The sequence below is a fragment of the Acetobacter sp. DmW_125128 genome (assembly GCF_008704325.1).
Classification (GTDB): Bacteria; Pseudomonadota; Alphaproteobacteria; order Acetobacterales; family Acetobacteraceae; genus Acetobacter; species Acetobacter oryzifermentans.
Window position 1 is genome coordinate 52,808 of sequence record NZ_VHOP01000004.1, and the last position, 25,450, is coordinate 78,257.

24 protein-coding genes and 1 pseudogene are annotated in these 25,450 nt (G+C 54.6%); 17 read left to right on the forward strand and 8 right to left on the reverse strand.

Going from position 1 to position 25,450, the window contains the following annotated elements:
• Positions 1-480: 480 nt before the first annotated feature.
• A complete protein-coding gene (locus FKW19_RS01775; protein ID WP_089179633.1) occupies positions 481-1,356 on the forward strand; it encodes an arginase family protein in 876 nt (291 codons plus the stop codon).
• Positions 1,357-1,398: 42 nt separating this feature from the next.
• On the opposite strand, the gene FKW19_RS01780 is transcribed toward FKW19_RS01775, so the two are convergent.
• From FKW19_RS01780 to FKW19_RS15635, 4 genes are all read right to left on the reverse strand, one after another.
• Positions 1,399-2,316: a LysR family transcriptional regulator gene (locus FKW19_RS01780; protein ID WP_089179632.1), complete on the reverse strand. Its 918-nt coding sequence runs from the start codon at positions 2,314-2,316 to the stop codon at positions 1,399-1,401.
• A gap of 100 nt (positions 2,317-2,416) precedes the next feature.
• Positions 2,417-2,722, reverse strand: a complete 306-nt coding sequence (locus FKW19_RS15630; protein ID WP_238331224.1) for a tyrosine-type recombinase/integrase — start codon at positions 2,720-2,722, stop codon at positions 2,417-2,419.
• A 621-nt stretch (positions 2,723-3,343) separates the two neighbouring features.
• Positions 3,344-3,721 carry an IS5 family transposase gene (locus FKW19_RS01790; RefSeq protein ID WP_164076298.1) on the reverse strand — a complete coding sequence of 126 codons (378 nt, stop codon included), beginning with the start codon at positions 3,719-3,721 and terminating at the stop codon, positions 3,344-3,346.
• 141 nt (positions 3,722-3,862) lie between these two features.
• Positions 3,863-4,267 (reverse strand): transposase, encoded by a 405-nt coding sequence (locus tag FKW19_RS15635; protein WP_238331225.1) that lies wholly within the window; start codon positions 4,265-4,267, stop codon positions 3,863-3,865.
• Between the two features lie 259 nt (positions 4,268-4,526).
• Between FKW19_RS15635 and FKW19_RS01800 the strand changes: the two genes are divergently transcribed.
• The 10 genes from FKW19_RS01800 (at position 4,527) to FKW19_RS01845 (ending at position 14,919) form a co-directional block, all read left to right on the forward strand.
• Positions 4,527-5,930, forward strand: a complete 1,404-nt coding sequence (locus tag FKW19_RS01800; RefSeq protein WP_089179630.1) for a PLP-dependent aminotransferase family protein — start codon at positions 4,527-4,529, stop codon at positions 5,928-5,930.
• A 339-nt stretch (positions 5,931-6,269) separates the two neighbouring features.
• Positions 6,270-6,752 (forward strand): MSMEG_0572/Sll0783 family nitrogen starvation response protein, encoded by a 483-nt coding sequence (locus tag FKW19_RS01805; RefSeq protein WP_086613587.1) that lies wholly within the window; start codon positions 6,270-6,272, stop codon positions 6,750-6,752.
• 23 nt (positions 6,753-6,775) lie between these two features.
• Entirely contained in the window at positions 6,776-7,759 is a 984-nt protein-coding gene (locus FKW19_RS01810; RefSeq protein ID WP_089179629.1) for a Nit6803 family nitrilase, read from the forward strand.
• On the forward strand, positions 7,756-8,865 hold the full coding sequence (locus FKW19_RS01815; RefSeq protein ID WP_089179628.1) for an MSMEG_0568 family radical SAM protein: 1,110 nt from the start codon (positions 7,756-7,758) through the stop codon (positions 8,863-8,865). The genes FKW19_RS01810 and FKW19_RS01815 overlap by 4 nt, the downstream gene beginning before the upstream one ends.
• Complete coding sequence (locus FKW19_RS01820) at positions 8,862-9,425, forward strand: MSMEG_0567/Sll0786 family nitrogen starvation N-acetyltransferase (RefSeq protein ID WP_089179627.1); 564 nt, start codon at positions 8,862-8,864, stop codon at positions 9,423-9,425. The genes FKW19_RS01815 and FKW19_RS01820 overlap by 4 nt, the downstream gene beginning before the upstream one ends.
• Positions 9,422-10,396 (forward strand): sll0787 family AIR synthase-like protein, encoded by a 975-nt coding sequence (locus FKW19_RS01825; protein ID WP_193561129.1) that lies wholly within the window; start codon positions 9,422-9,424, stop codon positions 10,394-10,396. Before FKW19_RS01820 ends, FKW19_RS01825 begins: the two co-directional genes overlap by 4 nt.
• Positions 10,393-11,571, forward strand: coding sequence for an MSMEG_0565 family glycosyltransferase (locus tag FKW19_RS01830; protein ID WP_089179626.1), 1,179 nt, complete (start codon positions 10,393-10,395; stop codon positions 11,569-11,571). Before FKW19_RS01825 ends, FKW19_RS01830 begins: the two co-directional genes overlap by 4 nt.
• Positions 11,559-11,846: an MSMEG_0570 family nitrogen starvation response protein gene (locus FKW19_RS01835; protein ID WP_089179625.1), complete on the forward strand. Its 288-nt coding sequence runs from the start codon at positions 11,559-11,561 to the stop codon at positions 11,844-11,846. Before FKW19_RS01830 ends, FKW19_RS01835 begins: the two co-directional genes overlap by 13 nt.
• Positions 11,847-11,862: 16 nt before the next feature.
• Entirely contained in the window at positions 11,863-13,110 is a 1,248-nt protein-coding gene (locus tag FKW19_RS01840) for an MSMEG_0569 family flavin-dependent oxidoreductase (RefSeq protein WP_089179624.1), read from the forward strand.
• Between the two features lie 15 nt (positions 13,111-13,125).
• The gene (locus FKW19_RS01845) at positions 13,126-14,919 is read left to right on the forward strand and encodes an AMP-binding protein (protein WP_089179623.1); all 1,794 of its coding nucleotides are present in this window, start codon (positions 13,126-13,128) and stop codon (positions 14,917-14,919) included.
• A 14-nt stretch (positions 14,920-14,933) separates the two neighbouring features.
• On the opposite strand, the gene FKW19_RS01850 is transcribed toward FKW19_RS01845, so the two are convergent.
• The 4 genes from FKW19_RS01850 to FKW19_RS01865 all read right to left on the reverse strand — a co-directional run bounded on the left by FKW19_RS01850 (position 14,934) and on the right by FKW19_RS01865 (position 19,817).
• Positions 14,934-16,136 carry an MFS transporter gene (locus FKW19_RS01850; protein WP_238331265.1) on the reverse strand — a complete coding sequence of 401 codons (1,203 nt, stop codon included), beginning with the start codon at positions 16,134-16,136 and terminating at the stop codon, positions 14,934-14,936.
• 432 nt (positions 16,137-16,568) lie between these two features.
• A complete protein-coding gene (locus FKW19_RS01855; RefSeq protein ID WP_089179621.1) occupies positions 16,569-17,309 on the reverse strand; it encodes a type 1 glutamine amidotransferase in 741 nt (246 codons plus the stop codon).
• Between the two features lie 59 nt (positions 17,310-17,368).
• Positions 17,369-17,845, reverse strand: a complete 477-nt coding sequence (locus tag FKW19_RS01860; RefSeq protein ID WP_089179620.1) for a DUF934 domain-containing protein — start codon at positions 17,843-17,845, stop codon at positions 17,369-17,371.
• Positions 17,832-19,817: a DUF2849 domain-containing protein gene (locus tag FKW19_RS01865; RefSeq protein WP_089179619.1), complete on the reverse strand. Its 1,986-nt coding sequence runs from the start codon at positions 19,815-19,817 to the stop codon at positions 17,832-17,834. Before FKW19_RS01865 ends, FKW19_RS01860 begins: the two co-directional genes overlap by 14 nt.
• A 169-nt stretch (positions 19,818-19,986) precedes the next feature.
• Between FKW19_RS01865 and FKW19_RS01870 the strand changes: the two genes are divergently transcribed.
• The 6 genes and pseudogenes from FKW19_RS01870 to FKW19_RS01895 all read left to right on the forward strand — a co-directional run.
• On the forward strand, positions 19,987-21,453 hold the full coding sequence (locus FKW19_RS01870) for a PLP-dependent aminotransferase family protein (RefSeq protein ID WP_089179618.1): 1,467 nt from the start codon (positions 19,987-19,989) through the stop codon (positions 21,451-21,453).
• Positions 21,454-21,526: 73 nt separating this feature from the next.
• Positions 21,527-21,991: a nuclear transport factor 2 family protein gene (locus FKW19_RS01875; RefSeq protein ID WP_089179617.1), complete on the forward strand. Its 465-nt coding sequence runs from the start codon at positions 21,527-21,529 to the stop codon at positions 21,989-21,991.
• A gap of 154 nt (positions 21,992-22,145) precedes the next feature.
• Complete coding sequence (locus FKW19_RS01880; RefSeq protein ID WP_089179616.1) at positions 22,146-23,042, forward strand: dihydrodipicolinate synthase family protein; 897 nt, start codon at positions 22,146-22,148, stop codon at positions 23,040-23,042.
• A gap of 144 nt (positions 23,043-23,186) precedes the next feature.
• Positions 23,187-23,966, forward strand: a complete 780-nt coding sequence (locus tag FKW19_RS01885; protein WP_089179615.1) for an aldolase — start codon at positions 23,187-23,189, stop codon at positions 23,964-23,966.
• A 320-nt stretch (positions 23,967-24,286) separates the two neighbouring features.
• Entirely contained in the window at positions 24,287-24,544 is a 258-nt protein-coding gene (locus tag FKW19_RS16055) for a hypothetical protein (protein WP_408736356.1), read from the forward strand.
• A gap of 228 nt (positions 24,545-24,772) precedes the next feature.
• Positions 24,773-25,450: pseudogene (locus tag FKW19_RS01895) on the forward strand (IS5 family transposase); the annotation flags it as partial.

The following is a 25,450-nucleotide window of genomic DNA, read 5'->3' on the forward strand; positions in this document are numbered from 1 at the left end:
CAGGAGAAAGCTCCCGAGAAATCAAATGCTGCATGATGAGAGAATTTTTGCTGAAATTTCAGGTTGGAAAATATATCCTATAATGTCGCATTAAACATACAAACAAAAAGTAAATGAGTATTTACTAAACATGAAGTAATTATATTCATTTATGGCACTCATTTTCATATGAACTCAGATAGGGCCAATCCACACGACGTGGATACAGCTTTGGCCTTTTTTAGAGATTTTCCTGTCTTAAAATCGAAGGGGTTGCATGACTATAGAGTTTTTTATCAAAATGTTTGTGAGTAAATTTCATTAATAAACATCTATTAATTCTATATTTCTCATGAAATACTCTATTGTATGAAGCGGTTTGGAAAATCTCGGATTTTTTACGAAAGAAGAAAGATAATCGCCCTCACATCTGGCGCGATGGCGAGTTGTCTGATCGGTGCCGAGGCATACCGCATGCACTTACCTGACAGGAGGTCTTCCATGGCGGATCAGAATTCCCAAACTTTGAGACTTATTTTCCCTCAGTGGCAAGGCGGAGATAATCCTCCCTATTATCTGGGGTCAAAACTTCTAGCCTGGCTGGCTCCTCCTTCTGCTGGACCTGTTGAGGAAGTTCCGGTTGACGCTCCGACAGACGTCCCTCTGCCAGTCGAAAATGAAATGCGTGGACGCAGTGTCTTGCTGAAACAAATCGGAGAAGCCCGGACAATCATTGAACGTCATCAACCGAAGTCACTGGCGGTTCTGGGCGGGGACTGTCTTGTCTCACTCGTGCCTTTTTCGTGGCTTTCAGAACGCTATGGCGATAAGCTGGGGGTGCTCTGGATTGATACCCATCCAGACGTTCAGACCCCAAAGCAGTATATGAACGCACATGCACACGTTCTGGGGGCTCTGTTAGGCCATGGCGATCCCGACCTGACAAAGGCAGTGACAAAGCCGGTTCCTGCAAAGAATGTGATGATTGCGGGCATTCATGATCCACTTCCGTTCGAAGCCCAGTTCATTGCGGATCATGGATTGCGGACATGTTCACCTCAGCAGGTGCGTGATGGTGCACAGCCGGTTATGGAATGGCTAAAAGACAGTCAGATTGAAGTGCTTGCTATTCATCTGGATCTTGATGTGCTGGATCCGCATAACTTCCGTTCTCTGCTTTTTGCAAAACCGGGTCGTGGCAAGCATGATTTTGGAGACGTTGCTGAGGGAAAACTCAACATTCCCGACGTTCTGAAACTGATTCAGGAAGTGACGACTGAAAAAGAAGTGGTCGGTATGACAATTGCCGAACACATGCCCTGGGATGCCCTGAACCTGCAGGAAATGCTTAAGCAGCTTCCTCTTATCGGCAGTTAAACCTTCGCGCCAGAAAGCCTGTATTCTTAAGAGCAGGCTTTCTCATTTTACTTTCATTTCCTCGACAAACAGCGACAGAGGCATCGAATGGCGATGGTGTCGGGGGTAGAAGAGATGAAACCCCAGATGCGTCGGACAGAAGGGTTCCAGAACTGATATCAGTTTGCCATTCTGGATGTGTTCTTCTGTAACAATTTTAGGAATGTAGGCGAGACCAATACCGTCCAGACAGGCATCGCGCGCACCGAACACGTTGTTGCAGATAAATTGACCGACAGGCTGAAATTTCAGGTCTTTTCCTTTCTGTCTGAAACGCCACGGATAAATCTTTCCATGGGTGGGTAGACGAACACCGATACAGTTGTGCTCTTGCAGACGGGCCGGGGTTTTGGGGATGGCATGGTTTTTGAAATAGGTCGGAGACCCAACAACTGCAAATGGGATGTCAGGCGATACAGGCACTGAAATCATCCCCTGTGTCACCAGTTCTCCAAGGCGCCCGCCCGCGTCGAAACCTTCATCCACAATATCAATCAGGCGCAAATCCGTTGAGATCTCAAGGGAGATTTCCGGGTAATTCTTTAGAAAATCTGCAATACGAGGTCGAAGAAAGAAGCCCAGAGATTCATCTGTCACGGTGATCCGAAGATTGCCTCTGGGACATTTGCGGAATTCGTCAAGGCTGCTCATTCGGTTCTCGATTTCGTCGAAAAGCGGCTGAATATTTTGCAGCAGATAGTCTCCCGCAGGCGTGGGAACGACACGACGTGTTGTTCTCGTCAGAAGAGTGACGCCTAGTCGTTCCTCCAGAAGACGCATGGTGTGGCTTATTGCAGAGGGCGTGACACCTCTGCGGGCCGCCGCCTTTGTAAAGCTCCGTTCTTGGGCAACTGCCAGAAAAGAAAGCAGTTCGCTAAAATTTTCTCGTGACACTTGCTGGCCTGAACTCTGTTTTATCACTTAATCATCAATGATGATCTTAACGATAAATGCTTTTGGAACCATAGTTTAGGCTTTTTTTAAACGTGCTCTGGTTACATTTGATTATCCTGACAGGCAGCTAGTGTGTTTTGTTTGCGATATCTCCGGGCACGGGCTGGTAGTAGCGATTGAGTGACTTCAGATCGCGATGGCCCGTGAGCTGGGGCAGTATAATCGGGTTCAGATAGCGGGCCAACCGCGATGTGGCTTCATGACGTGAATCATGAAAGGTCAAATCCTGAATTCCGGCTTGCCGGGTCATGCGACCGAACAGAACAGAAAAGATTTTTCTCTCTCCCACCGAAAAGACAATGTCTTTTCGGTCAGGTAATTTTTCCATGGTGGCCCGCTTTTTCGTGAGAACGCGTTGTGCGCCCTTGGTCATAGGGCGGATTTCGGGATCAAGTTCTTCTTTGTGTCTGTCACTCTTCACGTGAGCGAGGGAAGGTCTGCCTGTGGAAGTCTATATCCTACCAGCGCAAACTGAAGGATTCCCCTAAGCAGCTGCCTTGTTCAATCGACCACCTGATGAGCCACACCATATATGGGTAATGCTTGAAAACCTCGTCTGGTCGAGAAGCAGCTTCGCAGGAGTTCATCATCCTGCGGGCCTGATATTGGTTGGGGCCACGATACCAGACGCCCTTGGGTAACAGCTTTCCTCTCCCAGTTTGGCTGGGGATTGGCTCAAAAATCAACGATTTTCAGATTAACCTGCTGCAAGTCCTTGAAAAACTTGGCGTCCCGTACGGGATTCGAACCCGTGTTGCCGCCGTGAAAGGGCGATAAGTGGTGGCTAAATAGCTGGGTTTTTCAGATTAACTTGTTGATAACATGGTATTTAATATCACTGATTGTCACTGGATACAACTAGATATCACATCATGGTGGGCCCAAAATGGGCCCAAATAGTTGCCGCCCTTTTGGGGTGCCTAACGACATCTCTGTGAGTTGGTGCTGCTTTATTTGAGCGAGAGAAAGAGGCACCATCTCTTAGGCTCAGGACTCATTTTTTGAGATAGAAGATGAAGCTTGCTGCGATGTGAATTGCAGACATGAATGTATGAGCGCAGCGGTCGTATCTGGTTGCAACACGCCGCCAGTCTTTCAGCTTTGCGAACATGTTTTCGATCAGATGGCGTGTTTTATACAAATGCCAGTTGTAAGGCGGCTTTAATTTTCGGTTCTTTTTCGGGGGAATACAGGCAGTGATATTGCGTTCTGCAAGCGATAACCTGATACGGTTACTGTCATAGCCTCTGTCCCCGATGATTTCTTCTGTTTCGTCGGGGAGATCTGCCAGAAGCACGTCTGCGCCTCTGAAGTCACCGATCTGTCCCGCAGTCAGATGTAAACGGACAGGCCGGCCCTGATCATCGCACACAGCATGAAGTTTTGAGTTCAGACCGCTTTTGTCCGTCCGATATGGCGGGGAAAAGCCCCTTTTCGAGCAGGGATACCGATGTCCGGTGCGCCTTGAGATGTGTTGCCGAGACTGTGTAGAATTTTGTGCGGTGCCATTTTTTCAGGCCATTGGGAAACGATCATCGAACATGATAGCGAGCTGGCATCTGACAGCGTACCATTCGCGCACTGAGGGCTTCCACTCTGCTGAGGTAGCATTGAGCGCCAGGTGAATCAATTTTGCTGCGGCCTCTTCACTGGGGAAATGGCCGCGGGTGCGCACAGCACGACGGATCTTTGAGTTCAGGTCCTTCTCAGCGCTCGTCAGCCCGCCGCGCTGGCCGGCGTCACGTTCGGCCTGCTGGCACCAGGCACGCAGGCTGTCCGGAGAACAACCAAGCTTCGGTGCAATCGCCTTGTAAGCCGCATTGTCGCTGGCATAGTCACCTCGGTGCTCTCGAAAAAGCCGAACTCCGCGTTCTCGAAGTTCAGCAGGATAGGCAGGGGTGAATTTCTGGTTCGTCATAGGGCTCATCCTTTGAGTGTTTTACTCTCCGGTAAACCCGGGGCGGTTCAATTTGCACCTTTGGTTCTTGCTTGCCTTCAGCGTGCGTGAGGCGGCCGACAACGTCGTGGATGCAGGGAACATGTGCCGTTGAACGAACGGCATTTATACAACAGCAGACCATTCAGTGGAGTGGAGTGGTCTGGTTTGGGCATGATTGCGTTGATTGTGCGGATTATGTTTAAATATAACTCTTACCATTGTATGGAAGTCTCACTTCATGTCCGCATACCCCTATCTGGCCCATTGGAAAGAAGAGATCGAACGGAGTCCGAACGCCATTTATCTGACGATCGCGGATGCTCTGGCACTTTCCATCCGCAAGGGTGAGCTGAGGGAAGGAGACAGGCTGCCTCCACAGCGAACAATCGCAGAGTATCTTGACGCCAATCTGACGACCGTGACCCGGGCGTTTACCGAGGCGCGGCGGCGCGGCCTGATTGATGCGACGGTCGGCCGGGGCACCTTTGTCCGTGTCGGCGCGGGAGAAAGTCACTGGCGTCATACGGGGCCGGCCGTAGTTGACCTGACCATGAACCTGCCGCCCATCCCGCAGGACCCGCCCCTTCAGCGCATTATCCAGAGCGACATTACGACCATCCTCAAGCAGCAGGACCTGAACAGTCTGATGTCCTATCGGGTAACGGGCGGTACACTGGAAGAACGCCAACTTGGCGCGAAATGGATCGCACCCGTCATCGGGCAGCGGCGCACAGATGAAATCCTTGTCTCGCCGGGTGCCCAGAGTGCTCTGGCTGCGATTGTCAGTACCCACACGCAACCGGGTGATGTCATTGTCACCGACCGCATCGCCTATCCGGGCATCCGGACCATTGCCGCGCAGTTCGATCTCATTCTGGTGGGTGTGGACAGCGATATGGAAGGCATGATGCCGGACCAGTTGGATCGGGTCTGCGCCGAACATCATCCCCGGATGCTCTACTGCATCCCGACCATCCACAATCCCACCACGGCCATGATGTCTCTGCAAAGACGTAAGGATATCCTGAAGGTTGCCCAGCGCCATCATCTGCATATTGCTGAGGACGACCCTTACAGTCTTCTCATGGACAATCCGCTGCCTGCGCTGGCGGCCCTTGATCATAGTCGTGTCAGTTACGTGGCGACTCTTGCCAAAACGCTCAGTCCGGGCCTGCGCACGGCGTATGTCGCCCTGCCCAACACGGACATGACCCGACGTGTTACGGCGGCGATCCGGGCGATTGCGCTCACCAATGCCGGTCTGCTCAGCGCGCTGACGGCGCGATGGATGCAGACCGAGCAGGCGCATACGATCCTCCATGCCATCCAAAAAGAACTGCGCCTGCGCCAGTCCATTGCCCGCAAGATTCTCGGAGAGGGGCACTGCATGAATCCTAACGGACCGCATGTCTGGCTGAAACTGCCGGACTGGTGGGGGAGTGCGGATTTCGTGGCCTATGCCCGCAGGCGGGGGCTGGCGCTGGTGCCCAGCACCGTTTTTGCTATCAACGGCGAGCCCCCGCAGCGCGCACGGATCGCCCTGGGCAGTGCACCTGACGCCGCAAGCCTTGAGGAATCCCTGCATGGGGTGCTGTCGGTCCTGCAGCACAAGCGTTCCCCTGGTTTTGCCGATATTGTGTGATCTGACAGCACGATCAGGAATGGTCGGAATCGCCTGATTCCCAGAGGCTGTTCGCGAGCGGCCAAAAAACAAAATCGCTTTCTGTTCACGAATGCGTGAAATAAATATCCTTACAAAACAAAGTGGTATTCAATTTATTCCCAATTGTCCTGCCCGTTAATATTTTTTGTATGGATCTGTCGTGGCTGGAAACAGGCCTGTCATGCGCTTTGCGTCGTTTGTCATGCATAGATCAGACATACAATATTTTGTCTCCCCGTCATCCCGTGCCACGTTCGCTTCGGCACAGCGGTCAGCTTCGGCTTCTCGTCGGAGACCGCAGCACACGGGAGATATACCATGCCGAAAGTCGAACACGCTCCGCATAAAGATGGCGATTGCTTCGTCAACTATGAAAATAAGGTCTTTGAGGACGTTAAAGCCAAACCCGGCGAAAAAGCCCTTATCACCTTCCATACTGTCGCCAATGAAGGATCGGTTGGGTTCGTAAATCTTCTGCAGGCCACACGTCTGATCCGCAAAGGCTTCGAGACGTCGGTGCTGCTGTACGGTCCGGGTGTGACGCTTGGCGTGCAGCGTGGCTTTCCCCGTCTGGGTGACGAGGCCTTTCCGGGGCACATGAACTGCAACAAGCAGATCGCGAAAATCCTTGAAGAAGGCGGAAAGGTTTATGCCTGCCGCTTCGCGCTTCAAGCTCTCTATGGCTACGGCGAGCAGAATCTGATCCCCGGCATTACGCCGATCAATCCGCAGGACGTGCTCGACATCATCCTGTTGGCTCGTCGCGACAACGCTTTCATCCTCAACACCTGGACTCTCTGAAGGCCGAAGGGAGGACCGCCGCCATGTCCCGTATCGTTCGCGCCGCTGCCATCCAGATCAGCCCCGTCCTTGGTGACGATGGTCTGGGGACTGCCCGGAAAGTCTGTCAGGCCATCCGCGATGCCGCCGAAAAAGGCGTGAAGCTGGCGGTCTTTCCTGAAACCTTCGTGCCCTATTATCCCTATTTCTCATTTATCCAGCCTGCTTTCCGCTTCGGCGGAGAGCATCTGGAGCTCTACGAGCGCGCTGTCATTATCCCTAGCCCGGTAACCGACATGGTGGCTGAAGCCGCCCGCGACACCGGCATGGTCGTGGTGCTGGGCGTGAACGAGCGCGCTTTCGGCACGCTCTACAACACGCAGATCATCTTTGATGCGACAGGCGAGATCCTGCTCAAGCGCCGCAAGATCACGCCCACCTACCATGAGCGCATGGTCTGGGGGCAGGGCGATGGTGCCGGGCTGAAAGTTGTTGAGAGTGCTGCTGGGCGCATCGGGGCGCTGGCCTGCTGGGAGCATTACAATCCGCTCGCCCGCTACGCGCTGATGACTCAGCACGAGGAAATCCATTGCGCCCAATTCCCCGGCTCGCTGGTAGGCCAGATCTTCGCCGACCAGATGGAAGTCACCATCCGGCATCATGCGCTGGAATCCGGCTGCTTTGTCGTGAACGCCACAGGCTGGCTCACGGAAGATCAGATCAGGGATATAGCGCGCGATCCCGCGCTGGAAGGACCGCTGCGGGGTGGATGCTTCACGGCCATCGTCTCACCTGAAGGCAAGCTGCTGGGCACGCCGCTGACGGAAGGTGAGGGGATGGTGATTGCCGATCTCGACTTTGCACTGATCACCAAGCGCAAGCGGATGATGGATTCCGTGGGGCATTACGCACGCCCGGAATTGCTCAGCCTACTGCAGGACCGGCGGCCCGCACGCACGGTGCATTATGTTGGTGAGCATGGAGCAACTGGGCCGGTTGCTCCCTCCAATGACGAGGTTGCGTCATGACTATTCCGATACTCGGCACGCTTTCCGGCCGCAAGCTCGTCACTGACCTGCAATCTTTCGGGCTTCAGATCGGTGAGCAGACCGGGGGTATCGCCCGCAAAGGGGGCGCCGGGCCTTCAGATCACAAGACGATCACCATCGCGGGTCAGACCGTCATGGTCCCGGTTTATACATCTGGTGCACGACGGTCTCCGTTTCAGGCCAGTCCGCCTGACCAGAGTGGGACAAGCACGCTGCTGCGTGATGGCCAGACGCTGGGCACAATCCATTTTCCGAGGGCTCCGCGCTTTTATGGCCTGAGCACGGCGGACGGCATTCCTTACTGGAAGATCGCCCTTCTGCATGGCCGTGACACGCTGGCGACCACGGTGCACCAGACCTGCATCCGCTATGCCGACCGGCGCACCTCCTGCCAGTTCTGCGCTATCGGCCAGTCGCTGGAGGCCGACCGCACCATTGCCTACAAGACACCCGCGCAGCTTGCCGAAGTTGCCAAGGCCGCCGTGGAACTCGACGGCGTGCGAGATATGGTGCTGACAACGGGCACGCCCAACGTAATTGATCGGGGTGCTGCGGTGCTGGCGGAGTCGACCCGTGCCATCAGGGAGGCGGTAAATCTGCCACTTCAGGTTCAGTGCGAGCCGCCACGTGATCACGTCTGGTTCCAGCGTTTGCGCGACGCAGGAGCCGACAGCCTGGGCATGCATCTTGAAGCCGCAACACAGGCGGTGCGGGAGAAGATCATGCCTGGCAAGGCCACGGTCAGCGTTGATCGCTATATGGACGCTTTCGCCAGTGCAGTGCCGATCTTCGGGCGTGGACAGGTCAATACCTACATTCTCGCGGGTCTTGGCGACAGTGCCAAAGACATTCTGGCTTTGGCTGAACGCCTGATTGCGATCGGGGTCTATCCCTTCGTAGTGCCGTTCGTGCCCATTTCCGGCACACCGCTGGAAAATCACGCGCCGCCTTCAGCCGAGTTCATGAAATCCGTGTTGGCGCCACTGGGCCGGATGCTGCGCGAGGCAAACATGAAATCCACCGATATCCGGGCCGGGTGTGGCCGGTGTGGTGCTTGTTCCTCGCTCTCGGCATACGAACAATGAGCACGATCCTCGAAGGCATGGAAGACCGGCCGTTTATCCCCACGGAATATGTTGTGCGTCTTGCCCGCACGCCGTGGGAACGCGCCGGTTATCATGCTCTGCGCCGCGAAGTGTTCTGCACCGAACAGCAGGTATTCGCGGACGACGACCGGGATGCAACTGACGCAGTTGCCATTCCCATCATCGCGGCCTGCTGCCTGGCGGGGATGCCGGATCGGGTTGTGGGAGCGGTGCGCATTCATGAAGCTGAACCCGGCATCTGGCGCGGTTCCCGCCTGGCTGTGCATGCTGATCACCGCAAGCTGGGGCGGATCGGAGCGGAACTCATCCGTATGGCAGTCAGCACGGCGCATGAACTTGGGGCCACCCGGTTTCTGGCCCAGGTGCAGGAACAGAATGTGCTGTTTTTCCGCCGCCTGCACTGGAAGAGTCTCGGCGTCATCACGCTGCATGGCCTGCCACATCATGACATGGAGGCCGATCTTTCGCGCTATCCGGCACACGGTCAGGATCAGACTTGGCTGCTACGTCCGCAGCCCCGGATACGGCAGGTGGTGTGATGGCACATCAACTTGCCACACTGCTGCGCACGCTCCGCCATGGTCGCGCCCTTGCGGGCAAACAGGATATTGCTGAAGCTGCAGCGATCCTGAAACCGGCAGATCCCGACGCCATCCGTCTTGGCGATGACTGTGCCGCGCTTCCAGACGGTGACGGCTATCTCCTGCTGGCCAGCGAGGGATTTCAGGACAGCTTTGTCCGCTCAATGCCGTGGTTTGCCGGGTATTGCGGCGTGATGGTCAATGTCAGCGATATCGTGGCCATGGGAGGCCGTCCCGTGGCCGTGGTGGATGCGTTGTGGAGCGATACGTCCGAGGTGGCCGCGTCCATCCTGACGGGCCTGCATGACGGGGCACGCACCTATGGCGTACCTGTTGTCGGCGGCCATATCAACATGCGCAGTACCCACAATTCGCTGTCGGTGGCGATCCTCGGTCGTGCCAGTCACTTGCTGACCAGCTTCGATGCCCGACCGGGCGAAGTCCTGATCGCCGCCATCGATCTGCGTGGCTGCTGGCATGACCCGCATCCATTCTGGGACGCAAGCTCAACCCTGTGCGGCACCGACGGGGCAGCACGTCTGCAGGGTGATCTCGAACTTCTTCCGTGCATAGCCGAGGATGGGCTGAGCCGTGCTGCCAAGGACATTAGTATGGCCGGATTGTTGGGCACTGCTCTCATGCTAGCCGAATGTTCGGGCGTGGGCATGACGATCACGCTCGATGACATTCCACGGCCAGAAGATGCGCCGATGGAGCGCTGGCTCTCCGCATTCCCGAGCTATGGCTACCTGCTCACGGCGCGCCCCGAAGATGCTGAGGCGATCATGGCCCGATTTCGTGGGCGTGATATTGCAGCCTCTGTCATCGGTCAGTGTGACAGCACGCAGCGGCTTGATGTCACATGGGCGGACGAGAAAGAGACCTTCTGGGATCTCGCCCGGACGCCACTCATGGGATTTGCGCCATGAGTCTGTCCATTGGAATCCTGACCCATTCAACCAATCCGCGCGGTGGTGTGGTGCACGGCATGGCGCTGGCGGAAGCCTTGTGTGACGCAGGCCATGACGCAACGCTTATCGCGCCGGATGTGACCGGGACTGGTTTTTTCCGCACGCCCCGCTGCACCACATACTGTATTCCGGCTGTGCCGGAGACCGATCTGCCAACGCTGGTGGAACGCCGCATTGGTGAAATCTCGGACGCACTGCGCGGGCAACATTTTGACGTACTGCATGCGCAGGACCCGATCAGCGCCAATGCGCTGGCCGAACTGGTGGAAGAAGGGTGGATACCGGGCTTTGCCCGCACGGTCCATCATCTGGACCGCTTCTCTCATCCCGGTGTCGCGGCCCGCCAGACACGAGGGCTGACGGCTGCGACCGAACTCTTCACGGTCAGTCAGCTCTGGGAGGACACGCTCCTCACTGATTACGGACGGCATGCACCTGTGGTGGGGAATGGTGTCGATCTGACAAGGTTTTTTCCGGAGCCCGGTCTGCGCGATCAGGAACTTCGCGCCCGGTATGGGCTTCCACGGAACGCACGTCTCGTGCTGTCGATCGGCGGGATCGAGCGTCGTAAGAACACGCTTGCTCTGCTCGAGGCTTTTGAGATGCTGTATCGGGAGCACTTGGATCTGCATCTTGTGATAGCCGGGGGTGCATCTCTGCTGGATCACTCCGACTATCGCTGTCTCTTCGAGGGGCGCATGCGGGCCCGCGGCCTTGCAGCTGCGGTGACCGTCACGGGAACAGTTGTGGATGAGGATATGCCGGCATTCTATCGGCAGTCTTCGGTCCTGGCTTATCCTTCAAGGACGGAAGGCTTCGGCCTGTGTCCGCTCGAAGCTCTGGCTTGCGGAATCCCCGTGGTGGTTCCGGCCGTACCACCTTTCACAGAGCATCTTCATACTCTTGAGGCATTCTGGTGCCAGCCGGAACACCCCGAAACACTTGTCTGCGCGTTGCGCGACGCTCTGAGCGTCCGGAGTCCGGCCCGTTTCCAGGTGAGCGGCCCCGCAACGGCCCGGCGTTTCGACTGGCGCTGCGTCGCCAGTCGGCATCTCCCCGCATACCTGCGTCTCGCGGCGCTACCGCACGCTGGCGTCCCTGCTTCAGGAGTTTTGTCATCATGCCCGAAATGACTTTTCGTGTGCGCTGGCCCGATGGGAAGGAGACCGACTGCTACTCCCCATCACTGGTCATAAGGGACCATTTCACGCCTGGTCAGGATTATCCGGTCCGGGAGTTTCTTGAAAAGGCGGACACGGCCCTGACGGAAGCCAGTGAGCGGGTTCGTGCGCGCTACGGCTTCCCGTGCAGCCGCGCCCTTGGTCAGCTGCACGCCATTCGACAGGCCGGTAAGCCCTTCCTTAATCGACCCGATGCGCAGGTGCGCGTCCTGTCTTTCAGTTGTTGAGACGAAAAGAACGACCATGACACAGAACGAAAAAAGCATTCCCGTCATTATCGTGGGTGGCGGACAGGCCGGGCTCTCCATGAGCTGGTATCTCTGCCGCGAGAAGGTGGAGCACATTGTCTTTGAGGCAAAGACGGCCTGCCATTCGTGGGAGGATGAACGCTGGGACAATTTTTGCCTGGTCACACCGAACTGGCAGTGCGAACTCCCAGGTCATCCCTACAAAGGGAACGATCCTCACGGATTCATGGTGAAACAGGAAATTATCGAATACGTGAAGGGCTTTGTTAACTCGTTCAACCCACCGCTGCACGAACACACGGCTGTCACCTCCATCACGCGCCATGAAGGCGGCGGGTACCGCGTGGTGGCGGCTGGAGAGACATGGCATGCAAAGCATGTGGTCATTGCATCGGGAGCGTATCAGGACGCGGTTATCCCCGGCTATGCGAGTGCCATCGATCCCACCATCCATCAGGTCCACTCGCAGGATTACCGCAATGCCGCCCAGCTTCCGAACGGCGCGGTTCTGGTCGTGGGCAGCGGTCAGTCCGGTGCGCAGATCGTCGAGGACCTGTTTCTTGAAAAACGCAAGGTTCATCTCTGTGTCGGTTCCGCCCCGCGTGTCTCGCGCTTCTACCGTGGCCGCGATGTCGTGGACTGGCTTGCGGACATGCACTTCTACGATCTTACTGTGGACAATCACCCCTTACGTGACGGCGCACGCGACAAAACCAATCATTATGTCACCGGCCGAAATGGAGGCCATGATCTTGATCTGCGGCTCTTTGCCAAGGAGGGCGTGGGCCTGCATGGCACGCTGGAGACAATCCGCGATGAAGTGGCGCACTTCGCACCGGATCTTGCGGAAAACCTTGATGATGCTGACAAAACCAATGCCGACATCAAGAAATCCATTGACGCCTACATCGCCCGCGAAGGGATCACGGCCCCAACCGAAGCCCCTTATGCACCTGTGTGGGAGCCTGATGGCAGCAACACCCCGCTGGACCTGAAAGCCGCAGGCATCACCTCGATCGTCTGGTGCATTGGCTTCCGCCCGAACTATCGCTGGATCGACGTTCCGGTCTTCAACGGGGCCAACAAACCGGTCTGGCATCGCGGCGTAACCGACGCGCCAGGATTCTACTTCCTCGGCCTGCCGTGGCTGCACACATGGGGATCGGGACGGTTTTCCGGTGTCTCGCGTGACGCCGCGTGGCTGGCCAGCCAGATCACCGGCAAAGACGTGCCCGTAGCCTGAACGGAGTAAAATACCATGCTTCCATGGACGACATACGAGGCGATGTATGATGCGGCGCTAAATCGGCCAGAGCAGTTCTGGCTGGCTGCGGCACAGCGCGTGACATGGAAGCAGCCGCCAGTGGCCGCATGCAGGACACGGGCGGATGGCTGGCATGACTGGTTTCCTGACGCTACGCTCAACACCTGCCACAATGCCGTGGATCGGCATGTTGAAAATGGTCGCGGCGGGCAGGCAGCATTAATCTGGCATTCCTGCGCCACCAGGGAACGGCAGGTGGTGACTTACCGGGAACTACAGGGCAGGGTGGCCGGTTTTGCTGGCGGCCTACGCTCGCTCGGCGTGGAAAAAGGCGACCGTGTCCTGATCGTTATGCCCACCATGATCGAAACAGCCATCGCAATGCTTGCCTGTGCGCGGATCGGGGCGGTGCATGTGGTGGTTTTTGCCGGTTATGCGGGGCCGGAACTGGCGCGCCGGATTGATGATGTGGCCCCCAAAGTCATCATCACCGCCAGTTGTAGCTTTCAGGGGCAGACGGCAATCCCATCTGCACCTGTCCTGAATGAGGCGCTGGACAAAGCGACGCATAGACCACAGGCCTGCGTGATCGTGCAGCGCAAAGCCTGTCCGGCCTCACTTCTGCCGGTGTGCGATCATGATTTCCACATGCTGGAGCAGTCCGCGCCAGCAGAGCCGGTCATACTGCGCTCCGAAGATCCCCTGTATATTCTTCATACATCCGGAACGACGGGTCATGCGAAAGGCATTGTGCGTGACAATGGCGGTCATGCTGTGGCCCTCGCCTTATCCATGGATTTGATCTACGGCTGCAAACCCGGTGACACCTTCTTTACGACATCAGATCTGGGCTGGGTTGTCGGTCACTCCTACGGCGTCTACGCCCCTCTGATCAGCGGCTGCACCAGCGTAATCGTGGAAGGTGGCGCATCTGCTTCCGCCATTCACACGCTCAGTCATGAGCACGAGGTGAAATGTCTGTTCACGACACCCACCCAGATGCGGTTGATGCGGCAGGAAAGCCGTTATCTGTCAGGGGCGATACTGCCCGCGCTGGAGCGCATATTCGTGGCCGGGGAGTATGCGGACCCAACCTTGCTGGACTGGGCGCGATCCTATTTTCGCAAACCAGTGGTCAATCACTGGTGGCAGACCGAAACCGGGTGGAGCATCACCGCCCATTTCTTCGGCCTGCCCGAGCGTGAGCCGGTCTCGCTCATGAATGATATCGGACGGCCTGCGCCAGGATTCCGTCCGACCATAGTGTCGTCCATGCCGGGTGAACGGTGCGGCGAGATCGTCCTGCCCCTGCCGTTGCCGCCCGGTTGTCTGGCGGGTGTCTGGAGAGACAGAGAAATCCATGTTCCTGCGGCCTATCTTGATGAAACGGGCAGGTATTACCGCACCTTCGATGAAGGCGTAATCGAGGATAATCGCGCGGTGCATATGCTCGGACGGTCCGATGATGTCATCAAGGTCGCAGGCCGGAGGATTTCGGGCGTACAGATCGAAAAGATCATCGCCACCCATCCTGCTGTTCATGCGTGTGCCGTGGTGGCAATGCCCGATGGACTGAGAGGGCAGCGGCCTGTCGCCTACGTAGTGCCTGTATCCGAAACTACCTCTAGCCCTTCTTCTGAAGACATCATCGCACAGGTTCATCAAGTCTTCGGTCGGTGGATCGGACTTCGGGAAGTGCATTTAGTTCGACGTTTGCCGACGACTATATCAGGAAAAATCAGACGGAAACATCTGACAGCACGCAAATCTGATGAGATGGTAACATAATCTCTGATATCTTTTCAAAAGCACTTTTGGGGGTGCAACTCGGGTAAAAGAATTGTCAGAATACCGATTGCGGGCAAGAAGGCACAGATACGGTAGACGTACTCGATGCTGGTATGATCGGCGAGTATTCCCAGCATTGCTGCCCCCAAGCCACCCATACCGAACGATAAACCAAAGAAAATTCCCGATACCATCCCAATACGTCCGGGGAGTAGCTCCTGTGCGTAAACCACGATTGCTGAAAATGCGGACGACAAGATGAGGCCAATAATGATGCTGAGAAAAACCGTCATGTTCAAACCAGCGTAAGGCAGCATGAGCGTAAAAGGTAGCACACCCAGTATCGAACCCCAGATGACACGCCGTCGACCGATACGGTCTCCCACAGGGCCGCCTACGATTGTTCCTGTCGCAGCCGCTGCCAGAAAAATGAAGAGATACGTTTGCGCTAGTGCCACGGTCAGATGGAAATGATGCATGAGATAAAACGTGTAATAGCTTGTGATACTGGAAAGATAGAAATATTTCGAGAAAACGAGAGCGATCAGCACGCAGAGCGCCTGCACGATTTTACGCTTGGGAAGAGGTAAAATATCTGTCTTCTCTGCTGTTTTTCTGGACATTATACGACCGGCGTTCTCACGCCATCGTCCCAGTCCTGACAGAAGCGCCATGCCACCCAATGCCACAAGCGCAAACCACGCCAGGCTCCGTCGCCCATGAGGCATGACGATAAAAGCGGCCAGCAGTGGCCCCGTCGCTGTTCCAAGATTGCCTCCGACCTGGAACAAAGATTGAGCCAGCCCATGCGCGCCGCCAGACGCAAGACGGGCGATACGCGATGATTCCGGATGAAAAATTGAAGAGCCTGTGCCCAGGAGGGCGGCCCCCATCAGGAGAACCGAATAGGTTGATGCGAATGCAAGCGTTAGAAGTCCCAGTAAGGTGAAGCCCATGCCGCAGGGCAGAAACAGGGGATGGGAACGCTTGTCGCTGTAGAGACCAATCAAAGGCTGTAATAATGAGGCCGTGATCTGATAGGCTAAGGTCAAGAGCCCGATCTGTCCAAAACTTAATTGAAAACCACCTTTGAGAAGCGGGTAAATTGCCGGCAACAGGGATTGCATCGTGTCATTGAGGAAATGACAGAAGCTGATCGCTCCCAGGACAGTAAAAATAGTGCTGGATGGAGAAGATCGTGTCGTAGAAGCAGTCACCCTATACACCCCATGGAAAAAAGAAGGTCAGTCATATATCTGCGTAGTGCGACGTATTGCCTTGATCTATAGGGCTCGCCACTCACCGCGTGTTTGACCAATAGTAGCTTAGTGGCATGGGACGATGATCTGTCCGACGCGGATTGCACTTTCAAAATCCCCCTCATTCCTGTTGAAAACCCGTGAAAATGAAAACCAATCTGGAGCGCATATTCTTGGAGCGAATGAAGGAGAGGAAGGCACGCACGTATTCTGTTGTGATTTTGTCTAAAAATCGCAAGTGTCATCAGGCCGTAGGGACGTAGCCTCAGAAATGCTTTCAGCCTCGTATACGCTCATCAATGATCGCAAGATTCCTCTGGAATGTTTGAACGAGATCAGGTGCGAAGCACGCAATGTCGTCCTGTGTTAGTATGTCATCTTACCGATGTTTCAATGCCGTAAAGCTCGTTTTTCTGAAATCTGATACTCTTCAATGAGTTTATCCAGAAAACCGAAGAGTTTTTGATTCATGTCATCATAGTGATTGGCACGTAAAGCAGCTGGTTGCTGCACGAAACGTCGGTCACGCATGGCTTTTAGTTCGTTTTCAGAGGCTGCAATCAGTAATTCAACGACTTCCGGTGTCAATTCCATATGGCACTGAAAACCATAGACAAGAGAGCTATATTCGACAATCTGCCTTGGGCATCCAGCACTATAGGCAATGACAGTAGCCTCCGGGGTAAGGCCTGGCATGTCATTATGCCAATGTCCAACCTCAAGAGTAGAACCAAATCCAGAAAACTTATGATTGAGACGTCCATTCTCTGTTAAGTTGATCGGAAATTTTCCAATTTCCGGTTCTGGACTGTGGGCGTAATCTGCGCCCAGAGCTTCTCTGATCAGTTGCGATCCGAGGCAAACACCGACGACAGCTTTGCCTGCTGTAATACATTGGCTGATCAGAGTGCGTTCGGCTGCCGCGTCGAAGTGGGAACATTCATCCTGTGTTGTGGCGGGCGACTGAGGTCCGCCCATAACGATGAGCAGATCGATATTATTCGCCGTCTGAGGAAGGGTGTCATGCAGGTAAGAACGGGAATAGGTAACATCGTAACCATGTTTATGCGCCCAGGTTTCGAATGCGCCGGGTGCTTCGAAGGATTCATGGATGACAAAGTGTATGTTCATGGATCAGTCCTGTCAGGGGATGCACGCCGGTGCGCGTGATGGTCGGGATCTGGAGGGCGTCATTTCACGCTGCTCCGCTGTGCTAGAAGATGTTTGAGGAGAGGTCTGGCTTCGGAAAACGACGATGCTGCTGCCTGCCATTGTGCAGGTGGATGAGCTGGCGGTGTCTCGATTGACGAGAAACCGCACTGGCGCAGGGCTGCGAGCTGATCTGGCAGGATAGACCCGCTGGCGCGGAGTTCTCCTGAAAAACCGTGTCGGCGAAGCGTGGTGGCCAGTGTGAAACCACGACCATCCCTGAAGCTGGGGAAAGAGATAACAACCATGCCGACATAGGCGAGTATGGGCACGATCTGGTCAAAGGCGGTGTTGCCGTCGACACGTAATCCTATGGGAGCAATTCTGGTCAGTTCTGTCGGAGACATGTCTCGGGCAACCTGAAAAGGAAGCAGAAGATTGTGTCCGGACGCTGGAGGAATATCAGTGGCCTGCCAGGTTTCACGAACAGGTCGCCCATTCTGGTCAACGAGGGGCATATGCGGCCTCCTTGAAGGGTGTCGTGCCAACCCTCTTCAATGTATCTATGAAGCGTTCATCAGAAACACGGTGCGCCAGATAGGCCTTCACGATGGCATCGACGGCATTGACGATCTTTTCGGAAGATACCGCTGGACCAATAATACTTCCGACGGAGGCCTGATCTCCCGCATTGCCCCCCAACGTGATCTGGTAAAATTCCTGCCCAGCTTTGTCCACGCCCTGCATGCCAATATGTCCCACGTGATGGTGGCCGCAGGCGTTGATGCAGCCCGAGACATTCAGGTCCAGTTGTCCCAGTTCCCGTTCCAAGCCGTTTTCTGCAAAATGACGGGCGATGCGTTGTGCGACCGGAATGGACCGTGATGTCGCCAGGCTGCAATAATCGAGGCCTGGGCAGGAAATGATATCCGTCAGGTAACCGATGTTTCCGGTACCCAATCCCGCTGCTACGAGGTTTTGCCACAGATCGAGCAGATCAATCTGGCGGACATGCGGTAGAACCAGGTTCTGCTGATGGGTCACGCGGATTTCACCGAAGGAATAACGATCGGCAAGATCCGCGACACGCTCCATTTCGTCGCCACTAATATCACCCGGAATGCCGCCGGGAGCCTTGAGGGAGATTACGGCGCTGATGTAGCCTGCTTTCCTGTGTGGATGTGTGTTGGACGCAAGCCAGTTGGAAAAGACAGGATCGCTGTTCGCCTGACGTTTCAGGTCACCGGAACCATCCATAAGTGTTTCAAACGGGGGTTCAGTGAAACGGGCCTGTAAAGCAGTGATGATCTCAGGACCGAGCACGTTATAATCGGTCGGCATTCCGGCCAGTTCGTGCTCGATCATCTGGACAAAATTCTCAGGTTTCATGTCCTTGATCAGAATTTTGATCCGGGCTTTATACATATTGTCCCTGCGACCCAGTGCATTATAGGTGCGCAGGACGGCTTCGACGTAGCGGAGCAGATCCCGTACCGGCAGCCAGTCCCGTAATTTGACGCCGATAGCGGGTGTCCGGCCTAGCCCACCTCCCGCATAGAGAGAAAATTCAGCTTCTCCATCGGCGTTCCGGAGCGCTTGAATACCAATATCATGGAAACGGATCGCGGCCCGATCAATGGGTCCCCCGGTAATGGCGATTTTGAACTTGCGTGGCAGATAGGTGAACTCAGGATGATCCGTTGACCATTGCCGTAATATTTCCGCATAGAGTCGCGGATCCACGACTTCTTCCGCCGCTGCGCCCGCAAAATGATCGGCTGTAACATTGCGCACGCAATTGCCACTGGTCTGGATGGAATGCATGTCGGCCTTCGCCAGAACATCAAGAATATCGGGCGTATCTTCCAGACGGATCCAGTTGAACTGCATATTCTGTCGGGTCGTGAAATGCCCGTAGCCTCGATCGAAATGACGGGCAATATAGGCAAGCTGTCGGAGTTGTCCGGAACTCAACAATCCATAAGGCAATGCTATGCGCAGCATATAGCCGTGTAGCTGAAGATAGACGCCATTCATCAGCCGGAGTGGCTTGAATTCATCCTCACTCAATGCGCCGCCCAGGCGACGTTCGACCTGTTCGCGGAAGACAGCCACGCGCGCGCGCAGATGATCACGATCATAATCATCGTAGCGGTAAATTCCCGCAAAATCCGGCTGGTGACCCGATACAGGCGGAGAGGGGAGAGGGACGGGCCTGGGCATGTGTTGACTCTGCGTGCCCAGATCATCCCGAACACTGGGACCAAAGGCCCGGATCTGTTCACGATAGGTGAGGGGAGCGGGTGCTGCATGCATATCTATGACCTCACGCGCCGCCTGAGCGTCTTCCGCGGTCTGCAACGCTGCAGGAAATGCCTCACTCTCAAAACAGCCAGCGGCTTCGAACTGCTCCGACCATGTCTGTTGGGTCGTCAACCAGACAACGGTTCCGTCGTTCAGTCGGCTGGCCGTCACATAACGCCCTGTCATCCTGCTGCCTTTCGCCCGGCCATGCTCCCATTATCCAATCAGAGGTCGCGCGGTTTTTTGGATAAGCTTTCAAAGCAATGAGAAGTCTTGCAGCTTCCCTGAGGAGAGGATTATAGCCTAAGAGTGGCCCGCTATAGAGGGCCGGTTTTGGAAAATAAGGTAGGCCGGTTTGTCTGCACGGCATGAATTCACCATTGAGCTGATTGGCGATCCGACGAGAGCCGTCTATCTCGACTTGGCCGAGTCCATTATTCGGGAGATCGAGCGAGGGCGGCTGAAGCCTGGACAGATCCTTCCTGGAACTCGCGCATTGTCGCGAACTCTGGGGGTGCATCGTAACACCGTTGATGCGGCCTATCATGAACTGACGATGCAGGGATGGCTCGTTGCCCGGTCGTCACAGGGAACATTTGTCGCGGACGACCTCCCTGTTGCAGACACGATCCCCGCTCAAAAACAGACCCCTGTGAAGAAGAACATTCCATCGAGGACTATGAAGACGCAGGTTTTGCGGGTCTCGGATGGTACGCCAGATCCCAGGATTATGCCGCGAAACGAGTTGGCACGGGCGTTTCGAAGCGTTCTGACATCCTCTCTTTTCCTCTCTTCTGATGATTACGCGGATCCGCGTGGTTCGAGCGAGTTGAGAGCGGCTCTGGCGAATGAATTTCTTAATGCACGCGGACTGTCGGTCTCAGCCGATGATCTTTTGATCACGCATGGCAGTCAGATGGCGCTTTTTCTTGCGGCATCCGTGGTGCTACGGACCGGAGATAGCATCGCAGTTGAAAATCCGGGCTATCCTTTTGCGTGGGCTTGTTTCAGGGCGGCTGGCGCCCGTACGGTAGGCATACCCGTTGATGAAGATGGCATTGACGTCGACTATCTGGAGCGTCTGATAAAACGTGACGAAAGTATCAAAGCCGTCTATGTGACGCCACATCATCAATATCCCACCACCGTAACACTAGGGGCGGGAAGACGCCTGAAATTGCTGGAAATCGCTCGGCGGCATGATCTGGTTATCATCGAGGATGACTACGATCATGAATACCGTTTTGACAGCCATCCCGTGCTACCTCTTGCCGCACGTGCTAGACCCGACCAACGCCTGATTCACATCGGTTCTCTCTCCAAGCTGACTGCGCCAGCCTTGCGGCTCGGTTATGTGATCGCTGCGCCGGACATTCTGAATCGTATGGTCCATTTGCGTGAAATTGTTGACCGCCAGGGAGATGTGCCTCTGGAACAGGCTCTGGCTCATATGATTACAAGTGGACTACTGGCGCGGCACGCGCGAAAAGCCCGTCGGATCTATGCCACGCGCCGTGATTTTTTTATCGACGAAATTCAGAAATATTTTGGGAATCTAATAGAGTTTACGGTTCCTGCTGGTGGCTTGGCCGTTTGGCTCCGTGTCGATAACCGCATTGATGTGCGGGTATGGGCGAAAGCTGCTGAAGGCGAAGGCTTGCGTATCGCAAGTGGAGAGCGTTTCTCTCTCGACGGTAAACTTGAGCTTAACTGTTTGCGTTTTGGTTATGCTCATCTGAACGAAGATGAAATCCACAAGACTCTCACGATATTGCGCTCTTCTCTTTCCTCCTCCGATTGTGCGGAGCTGCAGATAACCTGAAGAGTTTCATCAGCCCGTTGAGTTGATCGTCGGGCATACAACCGACGATCAACATCAGGAAAGGAAGTCTTTGATGATACGCCCACCATTTCCACCATTTGACGATAATACTGCTGCGTTGAAGACAAGGCTGGCAGAAGATGCTTGGAACAGCCAAGATATTGCTAAAGTTGCGAAGGCTTACACTGCGGATAGTTTTTGGCGCAACAGGGCTGAATTTATTCACGGGCATGATGAGATTGTCGCTTTTCTAAAGCGGAAATGGACTGTCGAGCTTGATTATCGTTTGATCAAGGAAGTCTGGGCATTTCGAGAAAATCGGATTGCCGTACGTTTTGTATATGAATGGCATAATGCTGAGGGTAACTGGTTCAGGTCACATGGGAATGAAAATTGGGAGTTTGATGAAGCAGGCCTGATGCGCTCACGCTTCGCTTCCATAAACGATGAGGTAATCAGATCGGAAGAACGCCTTTTCCATTGGGAGGGTAACCGGCGGCCTGATGATCATCCAGGCCTCTCGGCACTGGGACTTTGACAGGTGTCCAGTATGATTCCGAGTCCTTCCTGCTTAAATCGAGACGGCGACGTGTTGAAAACCGGCCTAGATAGTTTTTCAAAACCGGAACTTTAAAGTCGCCAGTTTCTGTGTTGCTTTCTCTAGAGCATTTTCTATTGGAAGCCATGCAATCATGAAATTTACTGGCGTCAGCGCATTCCCGATAACGCCCATGAACGAAAAAGGTGTCGATCAGACGGGGTTTGAGCGCCTAATTACTCGTCTGGTTGATGCGGGTGTAGATTCGATTGGAGTGCAAGGCTCCACCGGCAATTATCCATATCTTACACGTGACGAGCGGGTTCGGTTTGCGCGTGTCGCGGTGGATGCCGCCCAAGGTACACCTGTTGTTGCCAGTATTGGCGCATTCCGGACACGCGATGTGCTCTCGCTGAGCGACGGATTGCAGAATGCGGGGGTCAGTGCCCTGTTGCTGCCTGTTGTTGCTTACCACGGTCTCAGAGAGGAAGAAGTTTTTACGCTTTACAAAACTGTCAGTGAAAACGTCTCTGTTCCGGTCATTCTCTATGACTCGCCTGGTATCAGCCGGTTTGAATTTTCTGATGATTTGTATGCACGTATTTGCGTTTTGCCTCGTATCGGCTCTGTGAAAATTCCTAGTGGATGGCCAACTCGTCAGAAGGCTCAGGAGCGCCTTCAGCGGCTGATCAAGGTTCTTCCGGCTACGACGGTCGTAGGTGTGAGCGGTGATGAGACGGCTGCGGCTGCACTCCGGGCGGGTGCAAAAATCTGGTATTCTGAATGGGGTGGAATTTTTCCGCGTAAAGCGAAGGAACTGGCAGAGGCGGCTCTGACAGGGGACGATCAGAAAGTGGCCGTAGTCTCGCAAAAATTCGAGCCATTTTGGGAGATGTCTCGCAAATATGGCGGTAGTCTACGCCCGATATGTGCGGTGGCTTTCGAGCTTGGACTAACCGACAGGCACAATCTGCCGCTGCCTATGCTCGAGATCAGCGATCTTGATCGTGGCATTCTTGAAAAAGCCATTTCTGTGCATGGAATGGACTGATCCCTCAATGAACGGTCCCGTGGTTGGGTATGAGACAGACATATCACAGGCGTAAGACCGTTCACTTTGCCGCTAAGACTGGCAGCTTTCGCTTCTGATAGCAAGCGAAGTTCATCTCATCAAATGAATACTGCGAGACATAATATGGAAGAATTGAATTTACGGGAGAAGTCTTACTTTGATGATCGTGCTACCAAAGAAATGGCTGTTCATCTGAAGCCTGGTCAGAAAACCCCGAAAGAAATACTTTCTTATGCCTGTAGAATTCTTGCCATGACAGGGCAGGAGGCCGGTCTGGCTGGGCAGATCAGCATGCGCTCTGATCGTCCGGGTGCGTATTGGACTCTTCGGTTTGGCCTGGGGTTTGACGAAGCAACTCCCGACGATTTTATTGAGGTGGATCGAGATCTCCATACGCTGACAGGCGAGGGGATGGCCAACCCTGCAACCCGTTTCCATCTGTGGGTTTATGATGCTCGCCCTGACGTTATGTCATTGATTCATACGCATGCACCATGGGTGTCTGCACTGGCGGCGGCACGACAGCCTCTCGTCGTTGCACAGATGGATATGACGCCTCTGTATGACGATTGCGCGTTCCTGGGAGAATGGCCTGGCGTCCCTATTGCTGATCAGGAAGGCGTTATTATTTCAAGAGCGCTTGGGAACAAGAAGTCAATTATTCTTGCACATCATGGATTTCTGACAGCAGGACGGTCGGTGCAGGAAGCAACCTATCTTGCTGTGTATCTTGAGCGCGCAGCCAGAATGCAAATTCGGGCACAGGTTTTTGGACCAGTGACGCCCGTGGACGATAAACTGGCCCGCGAAGCGCATGATTATCTTCTGAAGACCTCAATCGTTAATGCAACCTTTGACTACTGGTCGAGGCAAGTTGACAGGTGTTCCCAGTTTTCCGCGTGAGTTTACAATTATTCTGTCAATAAACAGACGCGATTGTTTGTAAAATTCCCCGTTGTTAAAAAATACTGATTTATTTGAATGTAAATGTTTTAACGCGGGGAAGAGGACATGTTTTCTGTAGTTGTTAAATGAAAAAGGATTAAATAAATGGGTATGTTCTTTTGTGTTGCTTTGTTGGGTCTTGGTACCGTCTCTTTTGGCTATGCGGGGGAGTATTTTCTGTTCCGATTGTCATAATGGTCGTATATAGTTTGATTAGGGCTAATCGACATTCATGCGATCCAGATCATGGCTGCTGCAAGATAGATGAAGCCTGTAAAATGGATGGTTCTGCGATCGTAGCGCGTTGCGAAACGACGAAAATGTTTGAGGCGATTGAAGCATCGCTCGATATGGTTTCGGTCTTTGTAAAGAGCCTGGTCGAGCTAAGGAATGGAATAGAGAAGTTCTGCTTTGGTAGTGAACTCTCCTATTTCTGCGATGATTCTCACAATCCGCTGCTCAATCTCTCTGATCTGGCAGGTAGAGTCCATCAGACCAGTCTCGGGTCGCATCACTGCGGACAATGGTTTGCGTAGGGGTGTCCGCGTGCTCGACCACCAGTCTTCAATTATTGATCGGACGTTGCTAAGGTTGAAGTAAGGAAGTCGGATTGGCTCTTTTTTAAGAGCCTGATCCAAAAGTTTTTGAACAATACCAGCATGTTGTGATTCATCCGTCTTTGCAAAGGGATGGAGTGATTGGTGGCATAGACTGGTATTGCCCGACACGAACATAGCCGGGAGGGATTGCGATATCCACCGGATATGAGGGATGCCGGGTGGGCTTTGATTATGCCGTTCGTGCCCCCCGGCGAAACGGGGCGGACGGCCTCGCACGGCGGATATGCGCAGGTTGTAAACGCGATACTCTATGTCGCCTCGGGTGGGTGTGCGTGGCGTCTGCTGCCGAAATGCTTTCCACCGTTCCTGACCGTCAGGCGCTACTTTTACGCATGGCCTAATGCCGGACTGTTCGAAGCGATGAACACGGTACTGGTCATGAACCTTCGGGAGATCGAAGGGCATGAGGCCTCCCCGAGCACGGGCGTGATTGATAGCCAGTCGGTGAAAACCACGGAAAGCGGGGGAATTTCCGGTTATGACGCTGGAAAGAAGGTCAAAGGTCGCAAGCGCCATATTCTGACGGATACCTGAGGCTTCCTGATCTTCCTCCTTCTTCATGCCGCTGACATTCAGGATCGTGACGGGGCTGTCGATGTCCTGGCGGCAATACGCAAACATTTTCCATGGCTTCGCCACGTCTTCGCCGATGGCGGCTATGCCGGTAATAAACTGAGATCCGTGCTCGCCAGCATGGGAAAATGGACGGTCGAAATCATCAGGCGATCAGACACAACCAAGGGCTTTGAAATCCTGCCTCGCCGCTGGGTGGTCGAACGAACATTCGCCTGGCTCGGTCGCTGCAGGCGGCTCGCCAAAGAC